The sequence below is a fragment of the Actinacidiphila sp. bgisy160 genome (assembly GCF_057707815.1).
In genome coordinates, this window is sequence record NZ_JBYIQW010000005.1 from 176,705 (window position 1) to 195,746 (window position 19,042).

A 19,042-nucleotide genomic window follows, 5' to 3' on the forward strand; every position below is an offset into this window, starting at 1 on the left:
TTCCGACGGTACGCCGCGACCTGCACTTTTGAGCCATGAACGAGACAACTCCCCCTGCCGAGTGGTGGTTTTCGCGCCACCCGCGCAGCGTCGGCCGGGCGCGGGCCAGGCTGCGGGAACAGGCCCTGGTGTGGGGCCTGCCCGCCGAGGCGACGGACACCGCGGTCCTGCTGCTCAGCGAGCTGATGAGCAACGCCGTCCGTCACGCACGGGCCCCGCGGGACCGGAGGATCGCCGCGCGGGCCGCCCTGGGCCCGGGGATCCTGCGGGTGGAGGTCTGCGACGCCGGCGAGGACCCGCCCGTACCGCGGCAGGCGTCGGAGACGGACGAGTCGGGACGCGGGCTGGCGCTCGTGGAGATACTGGCCGACGCCTGGAACGTTCAACCTCGGCCGTACGGCATCGGTAAAACGGTCTGGTTCGAACTCAGAGTGACAAAACCCTGCGTAAACAGTAGTGACCAGTGGCCGGATCCCGACGTAAGGTTCGCGCCATGGACAGTGACCTGGGACTCCTGAACGTCATCGACGTCGAGGCGACGTGCTGGGACGGCGAGCCGCCGCAGGGCTCCGCGAGCGAGATCATCGAGATCGGGCTGACCGTCGTGGACCTCGTCGCGGGTGAGCGCGTCGCCCGCCACCGCGTCCTCGTGCGGCCGGCGCGCTCCGCCGTGAGTCCCTTCTGCACCCAACTGACCGGTCTGACGCAGGCCGAGGTGGACTCCGGCCTGGACTTCGCGGACGCCTGCAAGCTGCTCGCCGTCGAGCACCGGGCGGGGTCGCGTCCGTGGGCGAGCTGGGGCGACTACGACCGCCACCAGTTCAACCGGCAGTGCCGGGCCACCGACACGACGTATCCCTTCGGCAGCCGGCACACCAACGTCAAGACGCTCTTCACCCAGGCCCACCGCCTCACCAAGCGCCCCGGCATGGCCGAGGCGCTCCGGCTTGTCGGGCTGCCCCTGGAAGGCCGCCACCACCGCGGCGAGGACGACGCGTGGAACGTCGCCGCCCTCGTCGTCGACCTGACGCGCCGGGGCGCCTGGCCGACGACACCGGCCTTCTGACGGCGGGGACGCTCCCCGGCGTCAGGCGGTCTCCGGCCGCTCGGGCCGCCCACGCTCCGGCTCGGGCGGCCCGGCCGGCTCGTCCTCACCACGGGCGGCGAGTTCCGCGCTGTGCGGGGTGGCCGTCCAGGCCGCGCAGTACAGCAGCAGCTTCGCCGTGAAGTTGATCCACAGCAGCAGCGCGATGGGCACCCCGAAGGCGCCGTACATGCTCTTGGTGGCCACGCTCTGCAGGTAGCCGCTGATGAGCAGCTTCAGCACCTCGAAGCCGATCGCACCGATGAGGCTCGCCACGACGACGTCGCGGCGGTTCGGCGTGACCCCGGGCAGCAGGGTGAGCAGGTAGGCGAGGATCAGCAGGTCCACGAGGACGGCGATGCAGAAGCCCGCCAGCGACAACAGCGCCCGCCCGGGCCCGTGCCGGTCCAGGCCGAGGGCGTCGCCGAGACGGCCGACGGCCGTCCCGGCCAGGGCCGAGCAGACGGCGGAGAGCAGCGCCACGGCACCCAGTCCGACCAGGACGCCGAAGTCCTTGAGCTTCTGGACGAGTGGGTTCGCGGGCTCGTCGTCCTTGTGCCAGACCGCCCTGAGGCAGTCGCGCAGAGAGCCGACCCAGCTGACGCCGGTGAGGACCAGCAGGATGGCGGCGATGGCGCCCACCGTGCCCGCGTTGTCGACGAGCCCGCCGATGTCGAGCTGGTCGGCGATGCCGGGAACCTGCTCGGCCAGCTTGTCCTCCAGCTCCTTGAGCCGGCTGGGGGACAGCAGGGCCGCGCCGACGGCGGCGCCGACGGTCAGCAGCGGGAAGAGCGCGACGAAGCTGACGAAGGTGATGGCGGCGGCGAGCCGCGTCCAGTGCACGCTCTCCAGATGCTCGTAGGTGCGCCAGGCGTGGGTGCGCATGAGCCGCGCGATCCACGGTCCGATCACTGGGAGCCGAGTCAGCCATTCCATAGCGCGCGCCTACCCTCCGTCACCACGTGCACTCTAGGTGGCGGTTCCCGTCGCGGCGGTGATCGCGTCCAGGACGCGGTCCGTGTCGGCCCCGGATGTACGCCAGTTGCTGAAGGCGGCCCGCACGAGCGGGCACGCCGTGGAGCACCCTCGGGGTGAGGAAGGCTCCCCGGAGGCGGCGACCCCACGGCCGAACGCGTCGACGCGCTCGGCCGTGGGGTCCTGAGCGCGGGCCCGCGGCGGGCGGCCGGGGGTCGTCGACGGCGGCCGGCTCACGGTCGGCCAGGTCCCTTACCGCCTGGAGGAGTTCGGCAAGGTGTGCGCGGTCCGCGGCGAGTGGGGGGTGCATGGGGGCAGCGAGGGCGTGCCGTCGCGCGCGGCTCCGCCCGACGCGCTCAGGCGTGCGGGGGGCCTCCTGCGGGAGCCGGGCTGAGCGGCTCGCAGGCACCCGGCTGGTGCGGCACGAGGGATTGCCCGGCGCCGCCGAAGGGGTAGTCCCGCACACTGCGCCAGACGCCCTCGTCGTCCTGCTCGTACAGCGAGAAGCAGCTGACGGTCCAGGTGGCGACGAAGTCGGCGAGCTCCGTCTCGGCGCGGTCCAGCGCCTCGTCGGGGATGCCGTGGCCGATGGTGACGTGCGGGTGGTACGGGAACTGGAGCTCGCGCCGGACCGGGCCGGAGCGGACCCGCTCCTGCAACTCGGCGCAGTCGGGTCCGCCCTGGACGAGCTCGACGAAGACGACCGGGGTGACCGGCCGGAAGCTGGCCGTGCCCTGCAGCCGCATGGGGAAGGCGCGGCCGGTGGCGGCGACCTCGGCGAGGTGCTCCCGGAAGGCCGGGAGCTGTGCCGTGTCCACCTCGGTGGGCGGGAGCAGCGTGACGTGGGTGGGGATGCAGTACGCCAGCGGGTCTCCGTAGCCGGCACGGCGCTGCTGCAACAGGCTGCCGTAAGGCTCGGGGACCGCGATCGACACGCCGATCATGCGGTTTCCCACGCGTTCACCCCTTCCCCGGGTCGGTTCGCGGCATCGTACGCACGCCGTACGACACCACTGCGTCAGCTGCCAGTGTGACGCGCGCGCGGCCTCTCGCGCGAGCGTCGTCCGTCACACCTGCGCGGGACTTAAGGCCCCACTTTCCGGGCGTTTCCCGGCGCGGAAGGAGCCGTCAGTGCTTGGCGGGCAGGAAGCCGATCCTGTCGTACGCCTTCGCCAGGGTCTCCGCGGCGACGGACCGGGCCTTCTCGGCGCCCTTGGCGAGGACCGAGTCCAGCGTCTCCGGGTCGCCCAGGTACTCCTGGGTGCGCTCGCGGAACGGCGTGACCCATTCCACGAAGACCTCCGCAAGGTCGGTCTTGAGCGCACCGTAGCCCTTGCCCTCGTACTTCTGCTCGAGTTCCGGGATTCCGGTTCCGGTGAGGGTGGAGTAGATGGTCAGCAGGTTGCTGACGCCCGGCTTCTCCTGCTCGTCGTAGCGGATCACGGTGTCGGTGTCGGTCACCGCGCTCTTGATCTTCTTCGCCGAGGTCTTGGGCTCGTCCAGGAGGTTGATCAGACCCTTCGGGGACGCCGCCGACTTGCTCATCTTCGACAGCGGTTCCTGCAGGTCGTAGATCTTCGCCGACTCCTTGACGATGTACGCGTCGGGGATGGTGAAGGTGTCGCCGAACCGGCTGTTGAAGCGCTCGGCGAGGTCGCGGGTGAGCTCGATGTGCTGGCGCTGGTCCTCGCCGACGGGGACGGCGTTCGCCTGGTACAGCAGGATGTCCGCGACCTGCAGGATCGGGTACGTGAACAGGCCGACGGTGGCCCGGTCGGCGCCCTGCTTGGCGGTCTTGTCCTTGAACTGCGTCATGCGGGACGCCTCGCCGAAGCCGGTGAGGCAGTTGAACACCCAGCCGAGCTGCGCGTGTTCGGGGACGTGGCTCTGGACGAACAGGGTGCAGCGCTCCGGGTCGAGACCGGCGGCCAGCAGCTGGGCTGCGGCGAGCCGGGTGTTGGCGCGCAGCTCGGCCGGGTCCTGCGGCACGGTGATCGCGTGGAGGTCGACGACCATGTAGAAGGCGTCGTGGGACTCCTGCAGGGCCACCCACTGGCGGACCGCGCCCAGGTAGTTGCCCAGGTGGAACGAACCTGCGGTGGGCTGGATGCCGGAGAGCACACGGGGACGATCGAGAGCCATGGCACTCATTCTCTCAGGTCCGCGCGGATTCCATGGCCGCGGTGGGAACCCGGGGGCGGGCAGCGGTGTAGAAGGGGTGACGGGGGCCGCACGGGGGCGGCGCCGGGCAACGGGAGGGGGTCCGCCACGGAGGGGGAGGCGGCGGTGATCGCGCGCGTACGCGCCGGTGAGCGGGAGGCGTACGCCGAGCTGGTGCGCCTGCACGCGGACGTCGCGCACCGCACCGCCGTGCTGCTGGGCGCGGGCTCCGACGCGGAGGACGTGGTGCAGGTCTCGTTCGTCAAGGCGTACCGCGCGCTCGCGACCTTCCGGGAGGGGGCGGCCTTCCGGCCGTGGCTGCTGCGGATCGTCGCCAACGAGGCGCGGAACGCCGGGCGGGCGGCGCGCCGCCTGCGGTCGGCGGTGGAGCGCAACGCCGCGCTGGAGGCCCTGCCCCCCGCGGCGGACGACGACCCGGAGTCGCTGGCGGTGTCGCGGGAGCGCCGGGCGGAGCTGCTGGCCGCCGTGCAGGCGCTGAGCGAACCGCACCGGATGGTGGTCACCTGCCGCTATCTGCTGGACCTGGACGAGGAGGAGACGGCGACGGTGCTCGGCTGGCCGCGTGGCACGGTGAAGTCCCGGCTGCACCGGGCCCTGGCCCGGTTGCGGGCGGGGCTCGGCGAGCCGGTGCTGGCCGCCCGGTGCGACGACGGGGGGCGGCGCCCATGACCGACCGGCTCCCGGAGGAGCTGCGCGAGGCGGGCCGGCGGCTGGAGATCCCGGCGCCGTCACCCGACTCCGTCGCCGAGCAGGTGCTGGCCCGGCTGCTGGCCGAGGCGGTGCCGGCCCCGGCCGTCCCCGCACCCGGCCGCGGCGCTCGGGCGCGCGCGTGGGCCGCGGCCCGGTGGCGGACCCTGACGGCGGCGCTGTGCGGGCTGCTGGTGGTGCTCGTGCTGACCCCGCCGGTGCGGGCCGCGGTCTCGGACTGGTTCGGCTTCGGCGGTGTGGTCGTGCACCGGGAACCTGCCGCCCGCCCCGGCACGGGCGCCCCGCCGCCGGTAGGGGGGGACGCGCCGCTGGACGGGGCGTACGTACCGGCGGAGCTGGGCGAGCCGGACGGGGTGGCGGTCGTCGACGGGGGGCGGGTGCTGTCGATGAGCTGGCAGGTGGACGGGCGCACGGTACGGCTCGACCAGTTCCGGGCCACGCTCGACGCGGTCTTCCTCAAGAAGGTCGCGGGGGCGGCCCAATGGGTCGAGCTGGGCGCCGGGGCCGACTACGGGGTGTGGTTCGCGGAGCCCCACTACGTGCAACTGATCGACCCCGAAGGCCGTACCCGCCGTGCGGCCCCCCGGACCGCCGGGCCGACCCTGGTCTGGCAGTACGGGCAGACGACGCTGCGCCTGGAGGGCCTGCCGGACCTGGCACGCGCGGTCGCCGTCGCGAACTCCGCCCGGCGGCGTCAGGCCCTGTCTCCTCACGTCTCCTCACGTCTCCTCACGTCTCCTCACGCGGACGGGAACCTCGCGGGCCCGGGCGGTGTAACAGGAGCAGGACCGAGCGAGAGGGGGACCGGATGCGGGTAAGAGGGTTCGTCACCTGGGCCGGAGTCACCGTGACGGCGGTCACCGCCGTGATCGGCGGGTCGGGGCCGGCCGCCGCGGGTGGGCCGACCAGCGTGATGCTGGTCGCTCCGGCCAGCGGCAAGGCGGCGGGCATCTACACCAGTTCACCCGACTACCGGGAACTGGAGCAGTCCATCGGGAACGAGCCGAAGGAGAAGGCGCCGAAGTCGCTGTCGGACGTGATGAACGACCAGCATCGCCAGGTCACCCTCACCTGGCTGATCCACGACGTGTCGGTCTGGAAGGTGGACTACGTCTACCCGGACGGCCCCGGCGGCGTCTGGGTCCACTCCCTCCCGCTGACGGCAACGGATCTGCCGGAGGAGGGTGTGTGGCGCAAGGCGGCCCGCTCCGAGGACCTCCGCCGCCTTCTCGGCCGGCTGGGCCTGATGGGCGCCGACAAGGGCCTCGGCGTGAGCGCCCCCGGCTACCTGCCCGGCCCGGACGACGCCGCGGTCGTGGAGGAGACCCCGGTGGCGGCCCCGCAGGCCGCGGCGGCCGGTGACGGCGGCGGAGCGGACGGCTGGTGGCTCTCCCTGGCGGGCCTCGGCGTCGGCCTGGCCGCCGGCTGCTCCGGCACCGTGCTGGCCCTGCGCCTGATATCCCGCCGGACGCCCCGTGAGCCGGGCCCACGCCAGGAGTTGGTCGACGTATGAGACGTCTTCTGCGCGTGTCGCTCGCCGCGTTCGCCGCGCTGATACCGGCCGTGCTGCTCGCAGCCGGTCCGGCGGCCGCCAAAGTGCCCAGCGATGTGGTGCTGACCTCGGTGGCGACGGGCCGCACGGTGGCACTGGGCGGGTCGGCGCCGGAGTTCATGCCGCTCGCCATGACCCTGGTTCTCGCCGAGTACGACGGCACACTGGACCCGCCGGAGCCCATCAGCGACGCGGCCGTGGCGGCCGGCGTGACCGTTCGCTGGCACTTCGCCCCCGACGGCCCCCTGTCCCAGATCGACCAGGTGTTTCCCGGCGCCACGGGGGACAGCGTCTGGGTGCGGACGGACCCGGCGCCCTACACCGCCGACGACTACGTGCTGTGGCATCGCGCGTCCGCGTCCCTCGGCCCGCTGCTCGCGAGGCTCGGCCTGTTCGAGCCGGGCGGGCTGAAGGGGACGGCGGGGCGGGGTGAGACCCCGGCTGGCGGCGACGGTCCCGTGGACGGCTGGTGGTGGGCCCTGGCGGGTCTCGCCGCCGGGTCGGGAGCGACGGCGCTGGGATGGCGGTGGCGCCGTGGCGCCACCGCCGGCTGAGGCCCTAGCAGCTCACGTCGATCCCGGGGTAGAGCGGGAAGCCGGCCAGCAGATCCGCCGCGCGCTGCGCGATCTCGTCGGAGACCTTCTCGTCGAGCACGTGCTTCGCCTTGGACGGCTTTCCGGCCGAGGTGACGCCGGCCCTCGTGGCCGTGAGCACCCGGTCGATGAGCCCGGCGATCTCGTCCATCTCATCCGTACCGAGACCGCGCGTGGTCAGCGCCGGGGTGCCGATGCGGATGCCGGAGGTGTACCAGGCGCCGTTGGGGTCCTGGGGGATGGAGTTGCGGTTGGTGACGATGCCCGAGTCCAGGAGCGCGGCCTCGGCCTGCCGGCCGGTGACCCCGTAGGAGGACTCGACGTCGATCAGGACGAGGTGGTTGTCCGTGCCGCCGGTCACCAGCGTGGCGCCGCGCCGCAGCAGCCCCTCGGCCAGGGCGCGGGAGTTGTCGACGATGCGCTGCGCGTAGTCGTGGAAGTCGGGGCGGCGGGCCTCCGCGAGGGCCACCGCCTTGGCGGCCATGACGTGCGGCAGCGGGCCGCCGAGCACCATGGGGCAGCCGCGGTCGACCTGCTCGGCGAGCGAGGAGTCGCACAGCACCATGCCGCCGCGCGGGCCGCGCAGCGACTTGTGCGTGGTGGTCGTGACGATCTGCGCGTGCGGCACGGGGTCGAAGTCACCGTTGAGGACCTTGCCGGCGACCAGGCCCGCGAAGTGCGCCATGTCGACCATCAGCGTGGCGCCGACCTCGTCGGCGATCTCCCGCATGATCCGGAAGTTCACCAGCCGCGGGTAGGCGGAGTAGCCCGCCACGATGATGAGCGGCCGGAACTCGCGTGCCGTCTTGCGCAGCGCCTCGTAGTCCAGCAGCCCCGTGGCGGGGTCGGTGCCGTAGCTGCGCTGGTCGAACATCTTGCCGGAGATGTTGGGCCGGAAGCCGTGCGTGAGGTGGCCGCCCGCGTCCAGCGACATGCCCAGCATCCGCTGGTCGCCCAGCTCCTGGCGCAGCCGCGCCCAGTCCTCCTCGGTCAGGTCGTTGACCTGCCGGGCCCCGGCCCGCTCCAGCGCGGGTGCCTCGACCCGGGCGGCGAGCACGGCCCAGAAGGCGACGAGGTTGGCGTCGATGCCGGAGTGCGGCTGCACATAGGCGTGCTCGGCGCCGAAGACCTCGCGCGCGTGCTCGGCGGCGAGCGCCTCGACCGTGTCGACGTTGCGGCAGCCGGCGTAGAAACGGCGGCCGACCGTGCCCTCGGCGTACTTGTCGCTGAACCAGTTGCCCATGGCCAGCAGCACGGCCGGCGAGGCGTAGTTCTCGCTGGCGATGAGTTTGAGCGAGGCGCGCTGGTCCTCGATCTCCTGGCCGATGGCATCGGCCACGCGCGGCTCGACACCCCTGATCACCTCAAGGGCACTGCGGAAGGCGGTGGATTCGGTGGAACCACTCGGCATGTCAGACCTCCTGCTGCACGGCACGGCATACGGGACGGCCCAGGCGCACGGCACACAGTTCACGGGCCGCTCCCCGATGGTCAGTCCCATCCCAGCGCGCCAGTCACGACCCGTGGCCAGCCTAGCAACGCCCGTCGGGGCGCCGCCCGACGCGAGGTTTCTTCGCATCCCGGGCGAGCGACGATAGAAAGGGGCCCCACCGGGCCCAGCGCCACATCTCCCGACGTACCACGAACGGAGCACTCACGTGTCGACCGCCGCCGAGCACATCGCCGCCACCGAGGCGCACAGCGCCCACAACTACCACCCCCTCCCGGTCGTCGTCGCCTCCGCCGAAGGCGCCTGGGTGACGGACGTCGAGGGCCGCCGCTACCTCGACATGCTCGCCGGCTACTCGGCGCTGAACTTCGGGCACCGCAACGCCCGTCTCATCGAGGCCGCCAAGGCCCAGCTCGACCGTGTGACGCTCACCTCGCGGGCGTTCCACCACGACCGCTTCGCCCGCTTCTGCACGGAGCTGGCCGAGCTGTGCGGCATGGAGATGGTGCTGCCGATGAACACCGGCGCGGAGGCCGTCGAGACGGCGGTGAAGACGGCCCGCAAGTGGGGCTACAAGGTCAAGGGCGTGCCCGACGGCCAGGCCAGGATCGTCGTCGCGGCGAACAACTTCCACGGGCGGACGACCACCATCATCAGCTTCTCCACCGACCCCGAGGCCCGTGCGGACTTCGGCCCGTACACCCCCGGCTTCGAGGTGGTCCCGTACGGCGACCTGGCGGCGCTCGAGGCGGCCCTGGACGACCGCACGGTGGCCGTGCTGATGGAGCCCATCCAGGGCGAGGCGGGGGTCCTGGTGCCGCCGGCCGGGTACTGGGCGGGCGTGCGCCGGCTCACCGGGGAGCGCGGGATCCTCTTCATCGCCGACGAGATCCAGTCGGGACTGGGCCGCACGGGCCGGACCTTCGCGTCGGAGCACGAGGGCGTCGTCCCGGACATGTACGTGCTGGGCAAGGCTCTCGGTGGCGGTGTCGTCCCCGTCTCGGCGGTCGTGTCCTCCGCGGAGGTGCTCGGGGTCTACCGGCCCGGGGAGCACGGCTCCACCTTCGGCGGCAACCCGCTGGCCTGCGCGGTGGCGCTGGAGGTCCTCGCGATGCTGCGCACCGGGGAGTACCAGCAGCGGGCCACCGAACTCGGCGACCACCTGCACCACGAACTGGCTCTGCTGACCGGCAGCGGGGCCGTCACACAGGTCCGCGGCCGCGGGCTGTGGGCGGGCGTGGACATCGCCCCCGGGCACGGCACCGGGCGGCAGGTCTCCGAACGGCTCCTGGAGCGGGGCGTCCTGGTCAAGGACACCCACGGCTCCACGATCCGGCTCGCGCCGCCGCTGGTCGTCTCCAAGGAGGACCTGGACTGGGGTCTCGACCAGCTGCGGGCCGTGCTGTCGGTCTGAGAACGGAGGCCCGGGGTCCGGTGTCCGGACCCCGGGGAGGGCTGCGTCCCGGCGGTCAGACGCCGTCGGGGCGCGCCGCGGGGGACATCACCGGATCGAGGCCGCCGGCCGCCGCCGCGTCCAGGGCCGTCATCGCCTTGTGGAAGTCGGGGGCGGCCTTGCCGAGCACCCTGCGGGGCGCGTGGGCGGGGACCAGGTCGTGCGGACCGAGGCCGGACGGCGCGACGGCGGAGGTCGTGATCACCGTCATGCGGGCAAACTTGGTGACGAGGTGGCCTCGGCCCGTGGTCCACTTGGAGGGTGAACGAGTGGGCCATCTCAGGAGTCGACCTTCATCTGGACCTCACCGGCGGCACCGGCGCGCGGGCCGGGCTGGAGGACGCGCTGCGTGAGGCCGTACGCGACGGCAGGCTCGCCCCCGGCACCCGGCTGCCGTCCTCCCGGACGCTCGCCAAGGACCTGGGCGTCGCCCGCAACACCGTCGCCGACGCCTACGGGCAACTGGTGGCCGAGGGCTGGCTGACCGCCCGGCAGGGCTCCGGCACAAGCGTGGGCGACGGCTGGCGCCCGGCCGTCCCGCCCCGCGGCGGCCGCGCCCGCATCACCGCGCCGCATGCGAACGGCGCCGTGGCGCCCGCCGGCACCCCGGAGCCGGCGAGGCCGCCGTGGCACCGGGAACACGCCGCGTACGACCTGCGGCCGGGCTCTCCCGACCTCGGCTCGTTTCCCCGTGCCGCGTGGTCGGCCGCCGCACGCCGCGCCCTGGCGGCCGCCCCCAACGAGGCCTTCGGCTACACCGACCCGCGCGGCCGCCCCGAGCTGCGCGAGGCCCTCGCGGCCTACCTGGGCCGGGCGCGCGGCGTGCGCACCGCCCCGGAGTACGTCGTGGTGTGCACGGGCTTCGTCCAGGCAGCCGGGCTGATCGGCCGTGTCCTGCGGGCGCGCGGTGCCCGCCGCGTCGCCGTCGAGGCGCTCGGCTACTCGCACACCCTGCGCATCCTGCGGAAGGCCGGGCTCACCACCGTCCCGCTGCCCGTCGACGACGACGGCGCGCAGGTCGGCGCGCTCGACGCCGGCGTCGACGCCGCGCTGCTCACGCCCGCGCACCAGTTCCCGTACGGCACCTCGCTCTCCCCCGCGCGGCGCACGGCGGCCGTGTCCTGGGCCCGCGACACCGGCGGCGTGGTCGTGGAGGACGACTACGACGGGGAGTTCCGCTACGACCGGCAGCCGGTCGGCGCCCTGCAGGGCCTCGCGCCCGAGCACGTCGTCTACGCCGGAACCGCCAGCAAGAGCCTCGCCCCCGGACTGCGGCTGGCCTGGCTCGCCCTGCCGCCGGCCCTCGTGGAGCCGGTACTCGCCGAGAAGGTCCTCGCCGACCACCAGTCCCCCGTCCTCGACCAGCTGACCCTCGCCGAACTGATCGCCTCCGGCGGCTACGACCGCCATGTGCGCCGGATGCGGCTGCACTACCGCCGCCGCCGCGACCGCCTCGTGACCGCGCTCGCCACCCGCGCCCCCGCCGTACGCGTGTCGGGCATCGCCGCCGGCCTGCACGCCGTACTCCGGCTGCCGCCCGGCACCTCGGCCGAGGCGCTGGTCGCACGGGCGTGGGAGCACGGTCTCGCCCTGGAGAGCCTCGCCGACTTCGGCGGCACGGAGAGCGACGCGATCGTCGTCGGCTACGGCGCCCCGCCGGAGCACGCCTTCGCCGGCTCCCTGGACGTACTGTGCGCGCTGCTCGCGGCGCACACGGGCTGAGCACACGCAACGGCCCCCCGCCGCGCCCGTGCGGGGCGGCGGGGGGCCGGTCGTGGGGCTTCGCGTCCCGGGCTCAGATGAGGCCGAGGCCGCGGACCGCGTCGCGCTCCTCCTCGAGCTCCTTGACCGAGGCGTCGATGCGCGCACGGGAGAACTCGTTGATCTCCAGGCCCTGGACGATCTCGAACTTGCCGTCCTTGGCGGTCACCGGGAAGGAGGAGATGAGGCCCTCCGGCACCCCGTAGGAGCCGTCGGAGACGACACCGGCGGAGGTCCAGTCACCCTCGGCGGTGCCGTTGGTCCAGGTGAAGACGTGGTCGATCGCGGCGTTGGCGGCCGACGCGGCGGAGGAGGCGCCACGGGCCGCGATGATCGCGGCACCGCGCTTGGCGACGGTCGGGATGAACTCCTCGGCCAGCCACTTCTCGTCGCCCACGGCCTCGGCGGCGTTCTTGCCGGCGACCTCGGCGTGGAAGATGTCCGGGTACTGGGTGGCGGAGTGGTTGCCCCAGATGGTGAGGCGGCGGATCTCGCTCACCGGCACGCCGGTCTTCTTCGACAGCTGCGAGACGGCGCGGTTGTGGTCCAGGCGGGTCATCGCGGTGAAGCGGTCGGCCGGGACGTCCGGGGCCGAGGACTGCGCGATGAGCGCGTTGGTGTTCGCCGGGTTGCCGACGACGAGGACGCGGATGTCGTCCGCGGCGTGGTCGTTGATGGCCTTGCCCTGCGGGCCGAAGATGCCGCCGTTGGCCTCCAGCAGGTCGCCGCGCTCCATGCCGGCGGTGCGGGGGCGGGCGCCGACGAGCAGGCCCACGTTGGCGCCGTCGAAGGCGACGTTCGGGTCGTCGGAGATGTCGATCCCCTGGAGCAGCGGGAACGCGCAGTCGTCCAGCTCCATCGCGGTGCCCTCGGCGGCCTTCAGGGCCGGGGTGATCTCCAGCAGGCGCAGCTTCACCGGGACATCGGGGCCGAGCAGGTGCCCGGAGGCGATGCGGAAGAGCAGCGCGTAGCCGATCTGGCCGGCCGCTCCGGTTACGGTGACGTTGACGGGAGTGCGAGTCATTGCCTTCTCCTGGCCTTCTCCTGCTGGATCCCTTGCCGCCCCGGCAGCGTCCCTTGCCCCGGAACGGGGATCTCTCGGCGTCAAGAGACCCACGCCAGGCTATACCCGCGCCGTCGTGGCGGATGCCACCACCAGTGTGGCCCCGGTCACCGCCCCGCACACATCCCCGGACGACCCGGCGGGCCGCTCCGGGGTGGGCCGTCGCGGTGCGAGACACGCGACCGAGCGCGGCGCCGGCTGACGCGAACCTCACGCGCTCGTCAGCCCGGGCGTGGGCGTGGCGCGGCTGCGTGGGCCCGTGGTGAGGGTGGCGCAGGCGCGGGCGGCCCCCGGGGGGGCGGACGGCCGGCATCGAGGTGTACACGGCGGGGCCCCGGCCGATGCGGCACATCGTGGTGAAGTGCGCCGGGTCGGCACCTGTCGCCCCGGCGGGGGCGACCCCGGCGTAACGGGGCGGAAGCAACCGCTCGTTGAGATACCGCTCCCACGACCTCCTGCTGTACCCGGTCGCCTCGGCGAGCGCCGCGACGCCCAGGCCGTGGCGGTCGGCCTGGCGCCGCGGCTGCCCGGTGAACTCCCGTACCCACCGGTCCAGGTCATCTGTCGGTGACCGCCGGGGGGCCATCTCCCCTCCTCCCTCGCGTTGTTGCCGTCCCGTCCCGGAAGGCTACCGATGGGGGATGCTTCGGGCGGCCCGCCCGGTCGCGCCCGTCATCCGATGCAGATGCCCAGGATGATCAGGCCCAGGCAGAGCCCCTTGCCGCGGCTGCGGCTCGGGGAGGCGGAAGGCGAGGGCGCCGCCGGGGCGATCGTCGGGGGCGGCGGTGCCTGGGTGGTGGGGACGCCGCCGGGTGCCGTCGTCGTCGCCCCGCCGGTGCCGGGCGCCGTGTGCGGGCCCCGTCCCGGGGCGGAGGACACCGCGCCGGTCTCCGCCACCTGCGCAGCGGGCGTGCCGCCGTCCGGGGACATGGCGCCCGCGGTCCGTGAGGCCTTCGTGTCCGTCGCCTTCGCCGCGGGTGCCGATCCGGGCCAGGAGGTGGCGGCGGAGCCGGCGGAGCCGGCGGAGCCCGTGGCGGAGGGCGCCGGGCCGGCCGGCACGCTGGCCGTGGGGCGGGCCGACAGCGGCGCCTCGGCCCGCCCGGTCCCGTCCGTGGCCACCCCGGTCGCCACGAGCAGCGCGAACACCCCGCCCAGCACCAGCCCGCCCGCGGCCGCCAGCAGCGCCTTGCGCCGCCGCCGCAGGGCGTGCCGGGGCATCCCCTCGACGGGGGCCAGCGGGTCGAGCGGGTCGGCGTACGGGAAGCCCTTCATGGTGTCGGCGACCCCACGGTCGGCCAGTTCCCACAGGGCGATCAACCGGTCGTAGTCGGCGCCGCTGAGCTGCCCCAGCACCTCGACCGCGTCACGCGGGGGGATCCTCACGCCGTTGAGGTACTGCTCCCACGCCCCGGTGCTGCTCGCCGTACGCGCGGCCAGGGCCGGGACGCTCAGCCCGCTGCGGTCCTTCATGCGGCGCAGATGCACGGCGAGACGGCGCGCCGCGCCGTCCAGTGTCTCGGGCAATGGCTCCCATCGTGCCACCACGCACCCCCCGGCTCCCTTGGTCAACCCACGGTAGCGACGCACATACGCTCGATGCATGAAATCCGAAGAATCCTCATGCCCCCTCGCGGGGTGACGAGTCCGGTCTCATAGGCGGGGACGACGGCCTGGGCGCGGCTGCCGAGGCCGAGCTTGGCCCTCGTGCGGTACAGGTGGGTCGCGGCGGTCGCCTCGGAGATGGACGGCAGGTCCGCGATCTCCGGGTGCGACAGGCCGCGGGCGCTCCGCCGCAGCAGCTCCCGTCCCCGCGCCGTCAGCGCCGCCGGTTCGGCGGGCGGTGCGCGGTCGGCGCCGGCGGGCGGGGCACGCTCGGGGCGAGGACGGCCGCGACCAGGTTCGGGGGCGCCCTTGAGCAGGAAGAACGGAGGCCCGGGCGCGCGGCGCGGTGTGGACGTCCGCGTCGAGGTCGGAGGTGGTGAGGACGAGGATCGGCGGCGGCGGGTCGGCCACTGCGGCCAGGATGCGCTCGGTGACGACGACCACGAGGGGGCACCGCCAGCGACGGGGGAGGACGGACACCGGGTCGTGCGCGTGCCGCGCGGCGGCGGACGTCCGCCTCAGACGGACATGCGCTTGCGCAGGTTCTCCTCGAGGGCGGCGAGGAACTGTTCGGTCGTCAGCCACGGCTGCTCCGGGCCGACCAGCACCGCCAGGTCCTGGGTCAGCCGGCCGGACTCGACGACCTCCAGACAGGCGCTCTCCAGCGTCCCCGCGAACCGGGCGAGCTCGGGGGTGTCGTCCAGCCGGGCGCGGTGGGCGAGGCCGCGGCTCCACGCGAAGACCATGCCGATGGGGTTGGTCGAGGTCGGCCGTCCGGCCTGGTGCCTGCGGTAGTGGCGGGTGACCGTGCCGTGCGCCGCCTCCGACAGCACGGTCCTGCCGTCGGAGGTCATGAGGACCGAGGTCATCAGCCCCGGCGAGCCGACACCCCGGGTGAGCACCCCGGACAGGATGTCGCCGTCGTAGTTCTTGCACGCCCAGACGTAACCGCCGGCGCCCTTCAGGGCCGAGGCCGCCATGTCGTCGACCTGCCGGTGCTCGTGGCCCAGGCCCGACGCCTCGAACTCGCGCCGGAACTCGGTGTCGAAGACCTCCTGGAAGAGGTCCTTGAAGCGGCCGTCGTACTTCCTGAGCACCGTGTTCTTCGTGGACAGGTGGACCGGGAGCCCGCGCGCCAGCCCGTAGCGGAATGCGGCGCGCGCGAACTCGCGGATCGAGTCGTCCAGGTTGACCATGCCGAGCGCCACGCCGGCGCCCGGGAAGTGGTGGACCTCCAGGTCGACCGGGTCGGAGCCGTCGGCCGGGGTGAAGCTCAGGGCGAGGGTGCCCGCACCGGGGATCCTCAGCTCGGTGGCCCGGTACTGGTCGCCGAAGGCGTGCCGGGCGATCACCACGGGCCGGGTCCCGCCGGGCACGGCCCGCGGCACGTTCCGCAGGGCGACGGGTTCGCGGAAGATCCCGCCGCCGAGGCGGTCGCGGATGGTCGCGTTCGGGGAGCGGTACATCCCCTTGAGGCCGAACTCCGCGACCCGCGCCTCGTCGGGCGTGACGGTGGCGCACTTGACGCCGACACCGTGCCTGCCGACCGCCTCCGCCGCTTCGGCCGTCACCCGGTCGCCGGTGGCGTCCCGGTGCTCGATGCCCAGGTCGAAGCGGACCAGTTCGATGTCGAGGTACGGCAGGACCAGCTCGTCCCTGATGAAACGCCAGATGATCCGCGCCATCTCGTCGCCGTCGAGCTCGACGACCGGGTTCCTTGCCTTGATCTTGGCCATGGGAGTCGTTCTCCCTCTCACGCCGTGACGTGTGCCCGGGGTACACGTCGCACGTCAGGACACTCGCCACACAGCGTAACCGGATCAACGCACGGAGAAACGGACGACATCCTCCAGGAAGGGAATCTCGAGCACCGGGTTCGGCTGCGCCATCAGCGCCAGCAGCACGATCAGGACGCCCAGCACCCCGTAGGTGATCATGTCGGTGAAACGGCTGCGGACCGCCAGCATGCCGACCGAGGGCAGCAGCCAGCGCATCAGCGCGCCCAGGAGCAGCGCCGAGCCGACCAGCACCAGGCCGGCCCGGGCGACGTCCGCCGCCACCAGCACCAGGCCGAGCAGCACCAGGCCGGAGACCATCAGGATCGGCCACTGACGCGCCGGGGCCGGGGCGTGCGCGCCCATGGCCCTGCCGCCGCCCTCGGGGCGCGCGGTACCGCGGGTCAGCACCTGGAAGCGGCGGCTGCGGCCGGCGTCACCGGCCTCCTCCTGCGCCTCCGCTCCCGTACGGGGGCCCGTCCCGGTCATGCGTACCGGCCCTCCGCGGCCTCCACGACGTTCGCCAGCAGCATGGCCCGGGTCATCGGGCCGACGCCGCCGGGGTTCGGCGAGATCCAGCCGGCGACCTCGGCCACGCCCGGGTGCACATCGCCGACGATCTTGCCGTTCTCGTCGCGGCTGACGCCGACGTCCAGCACGGCCGCGCCCGGCCGCACGTCCTCCGGCTTCACCAGGTGCGGCACGCCCGCGGCGGCCACGATGATGTCGGCCTGGCGCAGCTGGACGGACAGGTCGCGGGTACCGGTGTGGCAGAGGGTGACGGTGGCGTTCTCGGACTTGCGGGTCAGCAGCAGCCCGATCGACCGGCCGACGGTGACGCCGCGGCCGACCACGGTCACATGCGCCCCGTTGATCTCCACGCCGTGCCGCCGCAGCAGTTCCACGATGCCGTTCGGGGTGCAGGGCAGCGGGCCGCGCTCATTGAGCACCAGCCGCCCGAGGTTCGTCGGGTGCAGTCCGTCGGCGTCCTTGGCCGGGTCCATCAGCTCCAGGACGCGGTTGGTGTCGATCCCCTTGGGCAGCGGCAGCTGGACGATGTAGCCGGTGCACGCCGGGTTCTCGTTCAGCTCGCGGACGACCGCCTCGATCTCCTCCTGGGAGGCGGACTCCGGCAGCTCGCGCTGGATGGAGGCGATGCCGACCTCCGCGCAGTCACGGTGCTTGCCCGCGACGTACCAGCGGCTGCCCGGGTCGTCGCCGACCAGCAGCGTCCCCAGCCCCGGGGTGACACCCCGTTCCCTGAGCGCCTGGACGCGGGTGGACAGTTCTGACTTGATCGCGGCGGCAGTGGCCTTGCCATCGAGAATCTGGGCGGTCATACCTCCATCCTCTCAGGTCCGCACACCAACGCTGGACAGCGGATGACGCCGCCCACGACGATGTGGGCCGTCCCCAGTCCCATCCGCTCGAAAGAAGCCAACGTGAGCTACCCGCCCGGTCCCGGCAATCCGTACGGCCAGCAGCCCCCGCAGCAGCCCTACGGATACCCGCAGCAGCCCCCGGCCCAGCCCGGTTACGGCTACCCGACGCAGCCGCAGCCGCCCTACGGCGCCGTTCCGCCGCAGGCCCAGGGCCCGTACGGCTACGGCTACGGCTACCCGGGGGGTCCCGCCGGTCCCGTCCCGGGCATGCCCCCGTTCGCGAGCTGGGGTGCGCGCGTGGGCGCGACGCTGATCGACTTCCTGGTCGTCGGGCTCGTGCCGATGATCCTCATCGGCATCGGCTACGGGCAGTTCATCTCCGTGGTGATCGACGCGGCCCGGGACTGCGACCAGAGCGGCGCCTACTCGTGCCCCGCGCCCGCGATGCCGGGCGGCGCCCTCGCCCTGATCGGCCTGGGCTTCCTGCTGTCCCTCGCCGGCAGCCTGTTCCTGTGCTACCGCGAGGGCAAGACCGGCCAGACGCCGGGCAAGAAGGCCCTCGGCATCAGCGTGCTGCGGGAGTTGGACGGCCGTCCGCTCGGCTTCGGCATGGCCTTCGTCCGCCGGCTGTGCCACGGCCTGGACGGCGCCGCCTGCTACATCGGCTACCTGTGGCCGCTGTGGGACGACAAGAAGCAGACCTTCGCCGACAAGATCCTCAACACCGTCGTCGTCAAGGCCCGGTAGGCCCGGCAGGCCCCGGCGAGAATGAGCCCACATCCCCGGTCCCGTCCCCGCGAAGGAGGTCACAAGTGAGCTATCCGCCCGGCCCCGGCAATCCCTACGGCCAGCAGCCACCGCAGCAGCCGTACGGACACCCGCGGCAGCCCCCGGCCCAGCCGGGCTACGGCTACCCGGTACAGCCCCAGCCCCAGGCGCAGCCGCCGTACGGATACCCCCAGCAGCCCCAGCAGCACACGCCGTTCGCGGCGTACCCCGGCGGGCCCGAGGTGCTGCCGTCGTCGGCGAAGGCGGCCCGGACGATGCTCTTCGTGCTGGGCGTGATGCAGGTCCTGGCCGGGTTGTCGCTGCTCGTCGCAGCTCTCACCCTGAAGATCGCCGACGGCAGCGAGTCACTGAACATGTTGCCCATCTGGCTGGTGGGCGCCCTGGGAATCCTCTTCCTTGCGTTCGCCGTCCTGTCGTTCTCCCTGGGCGCCAGGTACAGGACGGGCGGTCATGGCACCCGTGTCGGCTCCATCCTGACCGGCGCGCTCTTCGCACCGAGTTGTGTCGTCGCCATGGCCACCGGCGCCTTCGTGCTGCTTGTGCCGGTCGTGCTGTGCGTGCTGCTGATCGTCTTCGCGGCGCGCGCCGAGACGGCGGCCTGGTTCAAGCGCCCGCGGTACTGAGCGGGCCCGCCCGCAGGCCGAAGGCCCCCGCGCGAGCGGGGGCCTTCGGCG

21 protein-coding genes and 1 riboswitch are annotated in these 19,042 nt (G+C 73.4%); of the genes, 10 read left to right on the forward strand and 11 right to left on the reverse strand.

All coding sequences use genetic code 11. The features are described from left to right. Positions 1 to 35: 35 nt before the first annotated feature. Together AC3EUJ_RS07560 and AC3EUJ_RS07565 are read left to right on the forward strand one after the other, a co-directional pair. Positions 36 to 518: an ATP-binding protein gene (locus tag AC3EUJ_RS07560; protein ID WP_431960210.1), complete on the forward strand. Its 483-nt coding sequence runs from the start codon at positions 36 to 38 to the stop codon at positions 516 to 518. Beyond that, entirely contained in the window at positions 494 to 1,066 is a 573-nt protein-coding gene (locus tag AC3EUJ_RS07565; RefSeq protein ID WP_431960211.1) for a 3'-5' exonuclease, read from the forward strand. Before AC3EUJ_RS07560 ends, AC3EUJ_RS07565 begins: the two co-directional genes overlap by 25 nt. A gap of 21 nt (positions 1,067 to 1,087) precedes the next feature. Here the strand turns inward: AC3EUJ_RS07565 and AC3EUJ_RS07570 are convergent, their stop codons facing one another. The 3 genes from AC3EUJ_RS07570 to trpS all read right to left on the reverse strand — a co-directional run bounded on the left by AC3EUJ_RS07570 (position 1,088) and on the right by trpS (position 4,201). Next, the gene (locus AC3EUJ_RS07570) at positions 1,088 to 2,020 is read right to left on the reverse strand and encodes a YihY/virulence factor BrkB family protein (protein ID WP_431960212.1); all 933 of its coding nucleotides are present in this window, start codon (positions 2,018 to 2,020) and stop codon (positions 1,088 to 1,090) included. A gap of 395 nt (positions 2,021 to 2,415) precedes the next feature. Then, positions 2,416 to 3,015, reverse strand: coding sequence for a 2'-5' RNA ligase family protein (locus AC3EUJ_RS07575; protein ID WP_431960213.1), 600 nt, complete (start codon positions 3,013 to 3,015; stop codon positions 2,416 to 2,418). Between the two features lie 172 nt (positions 3,016 to 3,187). Further along, positions 3,188 to 4,201 (reverse strand): tryptophan--tRNA ligase, encoded by a 1,014-nt coding sequence (gene trpS, locus AC3EUJ_RS07580; RefSeq protein WP_431960214.1) that lies wholly within the window; start codon positions 4,199 to 4,201, stop codon positions 3,188 to 3,190. Between the two features lie 144 nt (positions 4,202 to 4,345). Here trpS and AC3EUJ_RS07585 point away from each other — a divergent pair, with 144 nt between their 5' ends. From AC3EUJ_RS07585 to AC3EUJ_RS07600, 4 genes are read left to right on the forward strand one after another with little or no spacing between them, the layout of a single operon-like run. Continuing rightward, positions 4,346 to 4,909: an RNA polymerase sigma factor gene (locus AC3EUJ_RS07585; protein WP_431960215.1), complete on the forward strand. Its 564-nt coding sequence runs from the start codon at positions 4,346 to 4,348 to the stop codon at positions 4,907 to 4,909. Then, positions 4,906 to 5,766 (forward strand): hypothetical protein, encoded by an 861-nt coding sequence (locus AC3EUJ_RS07590; protein WP_431960216.1) that lies wholly within the window; start codon positions 4,906 to 4,908, stop codon positions 5,764 to 5,766. Before AC3EUJ_RS07585 ends, AC3EUJ_RS07590 begins: the two co-directional genes overlap by 4 nt. Continuing rightward, the gene (locus AC3EUJ_RS07595; RefSeq protein ID WP_431960217.1) at positions 5,757 to 6,461 is read left to right on the forward strand and encodes a hypothetical protein; all 705 of its coding nucleotides are present in this window, start codon (positions 5,757 to 5,759) and stop codon (positions 6,459 to 6,461) included. Before AC3EUJ_RS07590 ends, AC3EUJ_RS07595 begins: the two co-directional genes overlap by 10 nt. Further along, a complete protein-coding gene (locus tag AC3EUJ_RS07600; protein WP_431960218.1) occupies positions 6,458 to 7,054 on the forward strand; it encodes a hypothetical protein in 597 nt (198 codons plus the stop codon). Before AC3EUJ_RS07595 ends, AC3EUJ_RS07600 begins: the two co-directional genes overlap by 4 nt. Positions 7,055 to 7,058: 4 nt before the next feature. Here AC3EUJ_RS07600 and AC3EUJ_RS07605 read toward each other — a convergent pair whose 3' ends face one another. Further along, positions 7,059 to 8,504, reverse strand: coding sequence for a glycine hydroxymethyltransferase (locus AC3EUJ_RS07605; protein WP_431960219.1), 1,446 nt, complete (start codon positions 8,502 to 8,504; stop codon positions 7,059 to 7,061). 30 nt (positions 8,505 to 8,534) lie between these two features. Beyond that, a riboswitch (ZMP/ZTP riboswitch) is annotated at positions 8,535 to 8,621 on the reverse strand. 130 nt (positions 8,622 to 8,751) lie between these two features. On the opposite strand from AC3EUJ_RS07605, the gene rocD reads away from it, so the two are divergent. Further along, positions 8,752 to 9,957, forward strand: a complete 1,206-nt coding sequence (rocD, locus tag AC3EUJ_RS07610) for an ornithine--oxo-acid transaminase (protein ID WP_431960221.1) — start codon at positions 8,752 to 8,754, stop codon at positions 9,955 to 9,957. A 55-nt stretch (positions 9,958 to 10,012) separates the two neighbouring features. Here the strand turns inward: rocD and AC3EUJ_RS07615 are convergent, their stop codons facing one another. After that, entirely contained in the window at positions 10,013 to 10,207 is a 195-nt protein-coding gene (locus tag AC3EUJ_RS07615) for a hypothetical protein (protein WP_431960222.1), read from the reverse strand. A gap of 50 nt (positions 10,208 to 10,257) precedes the next feature. Here AC3EUJ_RS07615 and pdxR point away from each other — a divergent pair, with 50 nt between their 5' ends. After that, the gene (gene pdxR, locus AC3EUJ_RS07620) at positions 10,258 to 11,718 is read left to right on the forward strand and encodes a MocR-like pyridoxine biosynthesis transcription factor PdxR (RefSeq protein WP_431960223.1); all 1,461 of its coding nucleotides are present in this window, start codon (positions 10,258 to 10,260) and stop codon (positions 11,716 to 11,718) included. Positions 11,719 to 11,791: 73 nt separating this feature from the next. Here pdxR and AC3EUJ_RS07625 read toward each other — a convergent pair whose 3' ends face one another. From AC3EUJ_RS07625 to AC3EUJ_RS07650, 6 genes are all read right to left on the reverse strand, one after another. Further along, positions 11,792 to 12,781, reverse strand: a complete 990-nt coding sequence (locus AC3EUJ_RS07625; RefSeq protein ID WP_431960224.1) for a malate dehydrogenase — start codon at positions 12,779 to 12,781, stop codon at positions 11,792 to 11,794. Positions 12,782 to 13,492: 711 nt separating this feature from the next. Next, positions 13,493 to 14,344, reverse strand: a complete 852-nt coding sequence (locus AC3EUJ_RS07630; RefSeq protein ID WP_431960225.1) for a helix-turn-helix domain-containing protein — start codon at positions 14,342 to 14,344, stop codon at positions 13,493 to 13,495. 41 nt (positions 14,345 to 14,385) lie between these two features. Beyond that, positions 14,386 to 14,739: a response regulator transcription factor gene (locus tag AC3EUJ_RS07635; RefSeq protein ID WP_431960256.1), complete on the reverse strand. Its 354-nt coding sequence runs from the start codon at positions 14,737 to 14,739 to the stop codon at positions 14,386 to 14,388. Positions 14,740 to 14,940: 201 nt separating this feature from the next. Further along, positions 14,941 to 16,158 carry an NADP-dependent isocitrate dehydrogenase gene (locus AC3EUJ_RS07640; RefSeq protein WP_431960226.1) on the reverse strand — a complete coding sequence of 406 codons (1,218 nt, stop codon included), beginning with the start codon at positions 16,156 to 16,158 and terminating at the stop codon, positions 14,941 to 14,943. Positions 16,159 to 16,242: 84 nt separating this feature from the next. Next, entirely contained in the window at positions 16,243 to 16,686 is a 444-nt protein-coding gene (locus AC3EUJ_RS07645; protein WP_431960227.1) for a DUF3017 domain-containing protein, read from the reverse strand. Further along, the gene (locus AC3EUJ_RS07650; RefSeq protein WP_431960228.1) at positions 16,683 to 17,537 is read right to left on the reverse strand and encodes a bifunctional methylenetetrahydrofolate dehydrogenase/methenyltetrahydrofolate cyclohydrolase; all 855 of its coding nucleotides are present in this window, start codon (positions 17,535 to 17,537) and stop codon (positions 16,683 to 16,685) included. The genes AC3EUJ_RS07645 and AC3EUJ_RS07650 overlap by 4 nt, the downstream gene beginning before the upstream one ends. Positions 17,538 to 17,639: 102 nt before the next feature. Between AC3EUJ_RS07650 and AC3EUJ_RS07655 the strand changes: the two genes are divergently transcribed. Both AC3EUJ_RS07655 and AC3EUJ_RS07660 read left to right on the forward strand, forming a co-directional pair. Further along, complete coding sequence (locus tag AC3EUJ_RS07655) at positions 17,640 to 18,326, forward strand: RDD family protein (protein WP_431960229.1); 687 nt, start codon at positions 17,640 to 17,642, stop codon at positions 18,324 to 18,326. A 65-nt stretch (positions 18,327 to 18,391) separates the two neighbouring features. Then, positions 18,392 to 18,991, forward strand: a complete 600-nt coding sequence (locus AC3EUJ_RS07660; protein ID WP_431960230.1) for a hypothetical protein — start codon at positions 18,392 to 18,394, stop codon at positions 18,989 to 18,991. Positions 18,992 to 19,042: the final 51 nt, after the last annotated feature.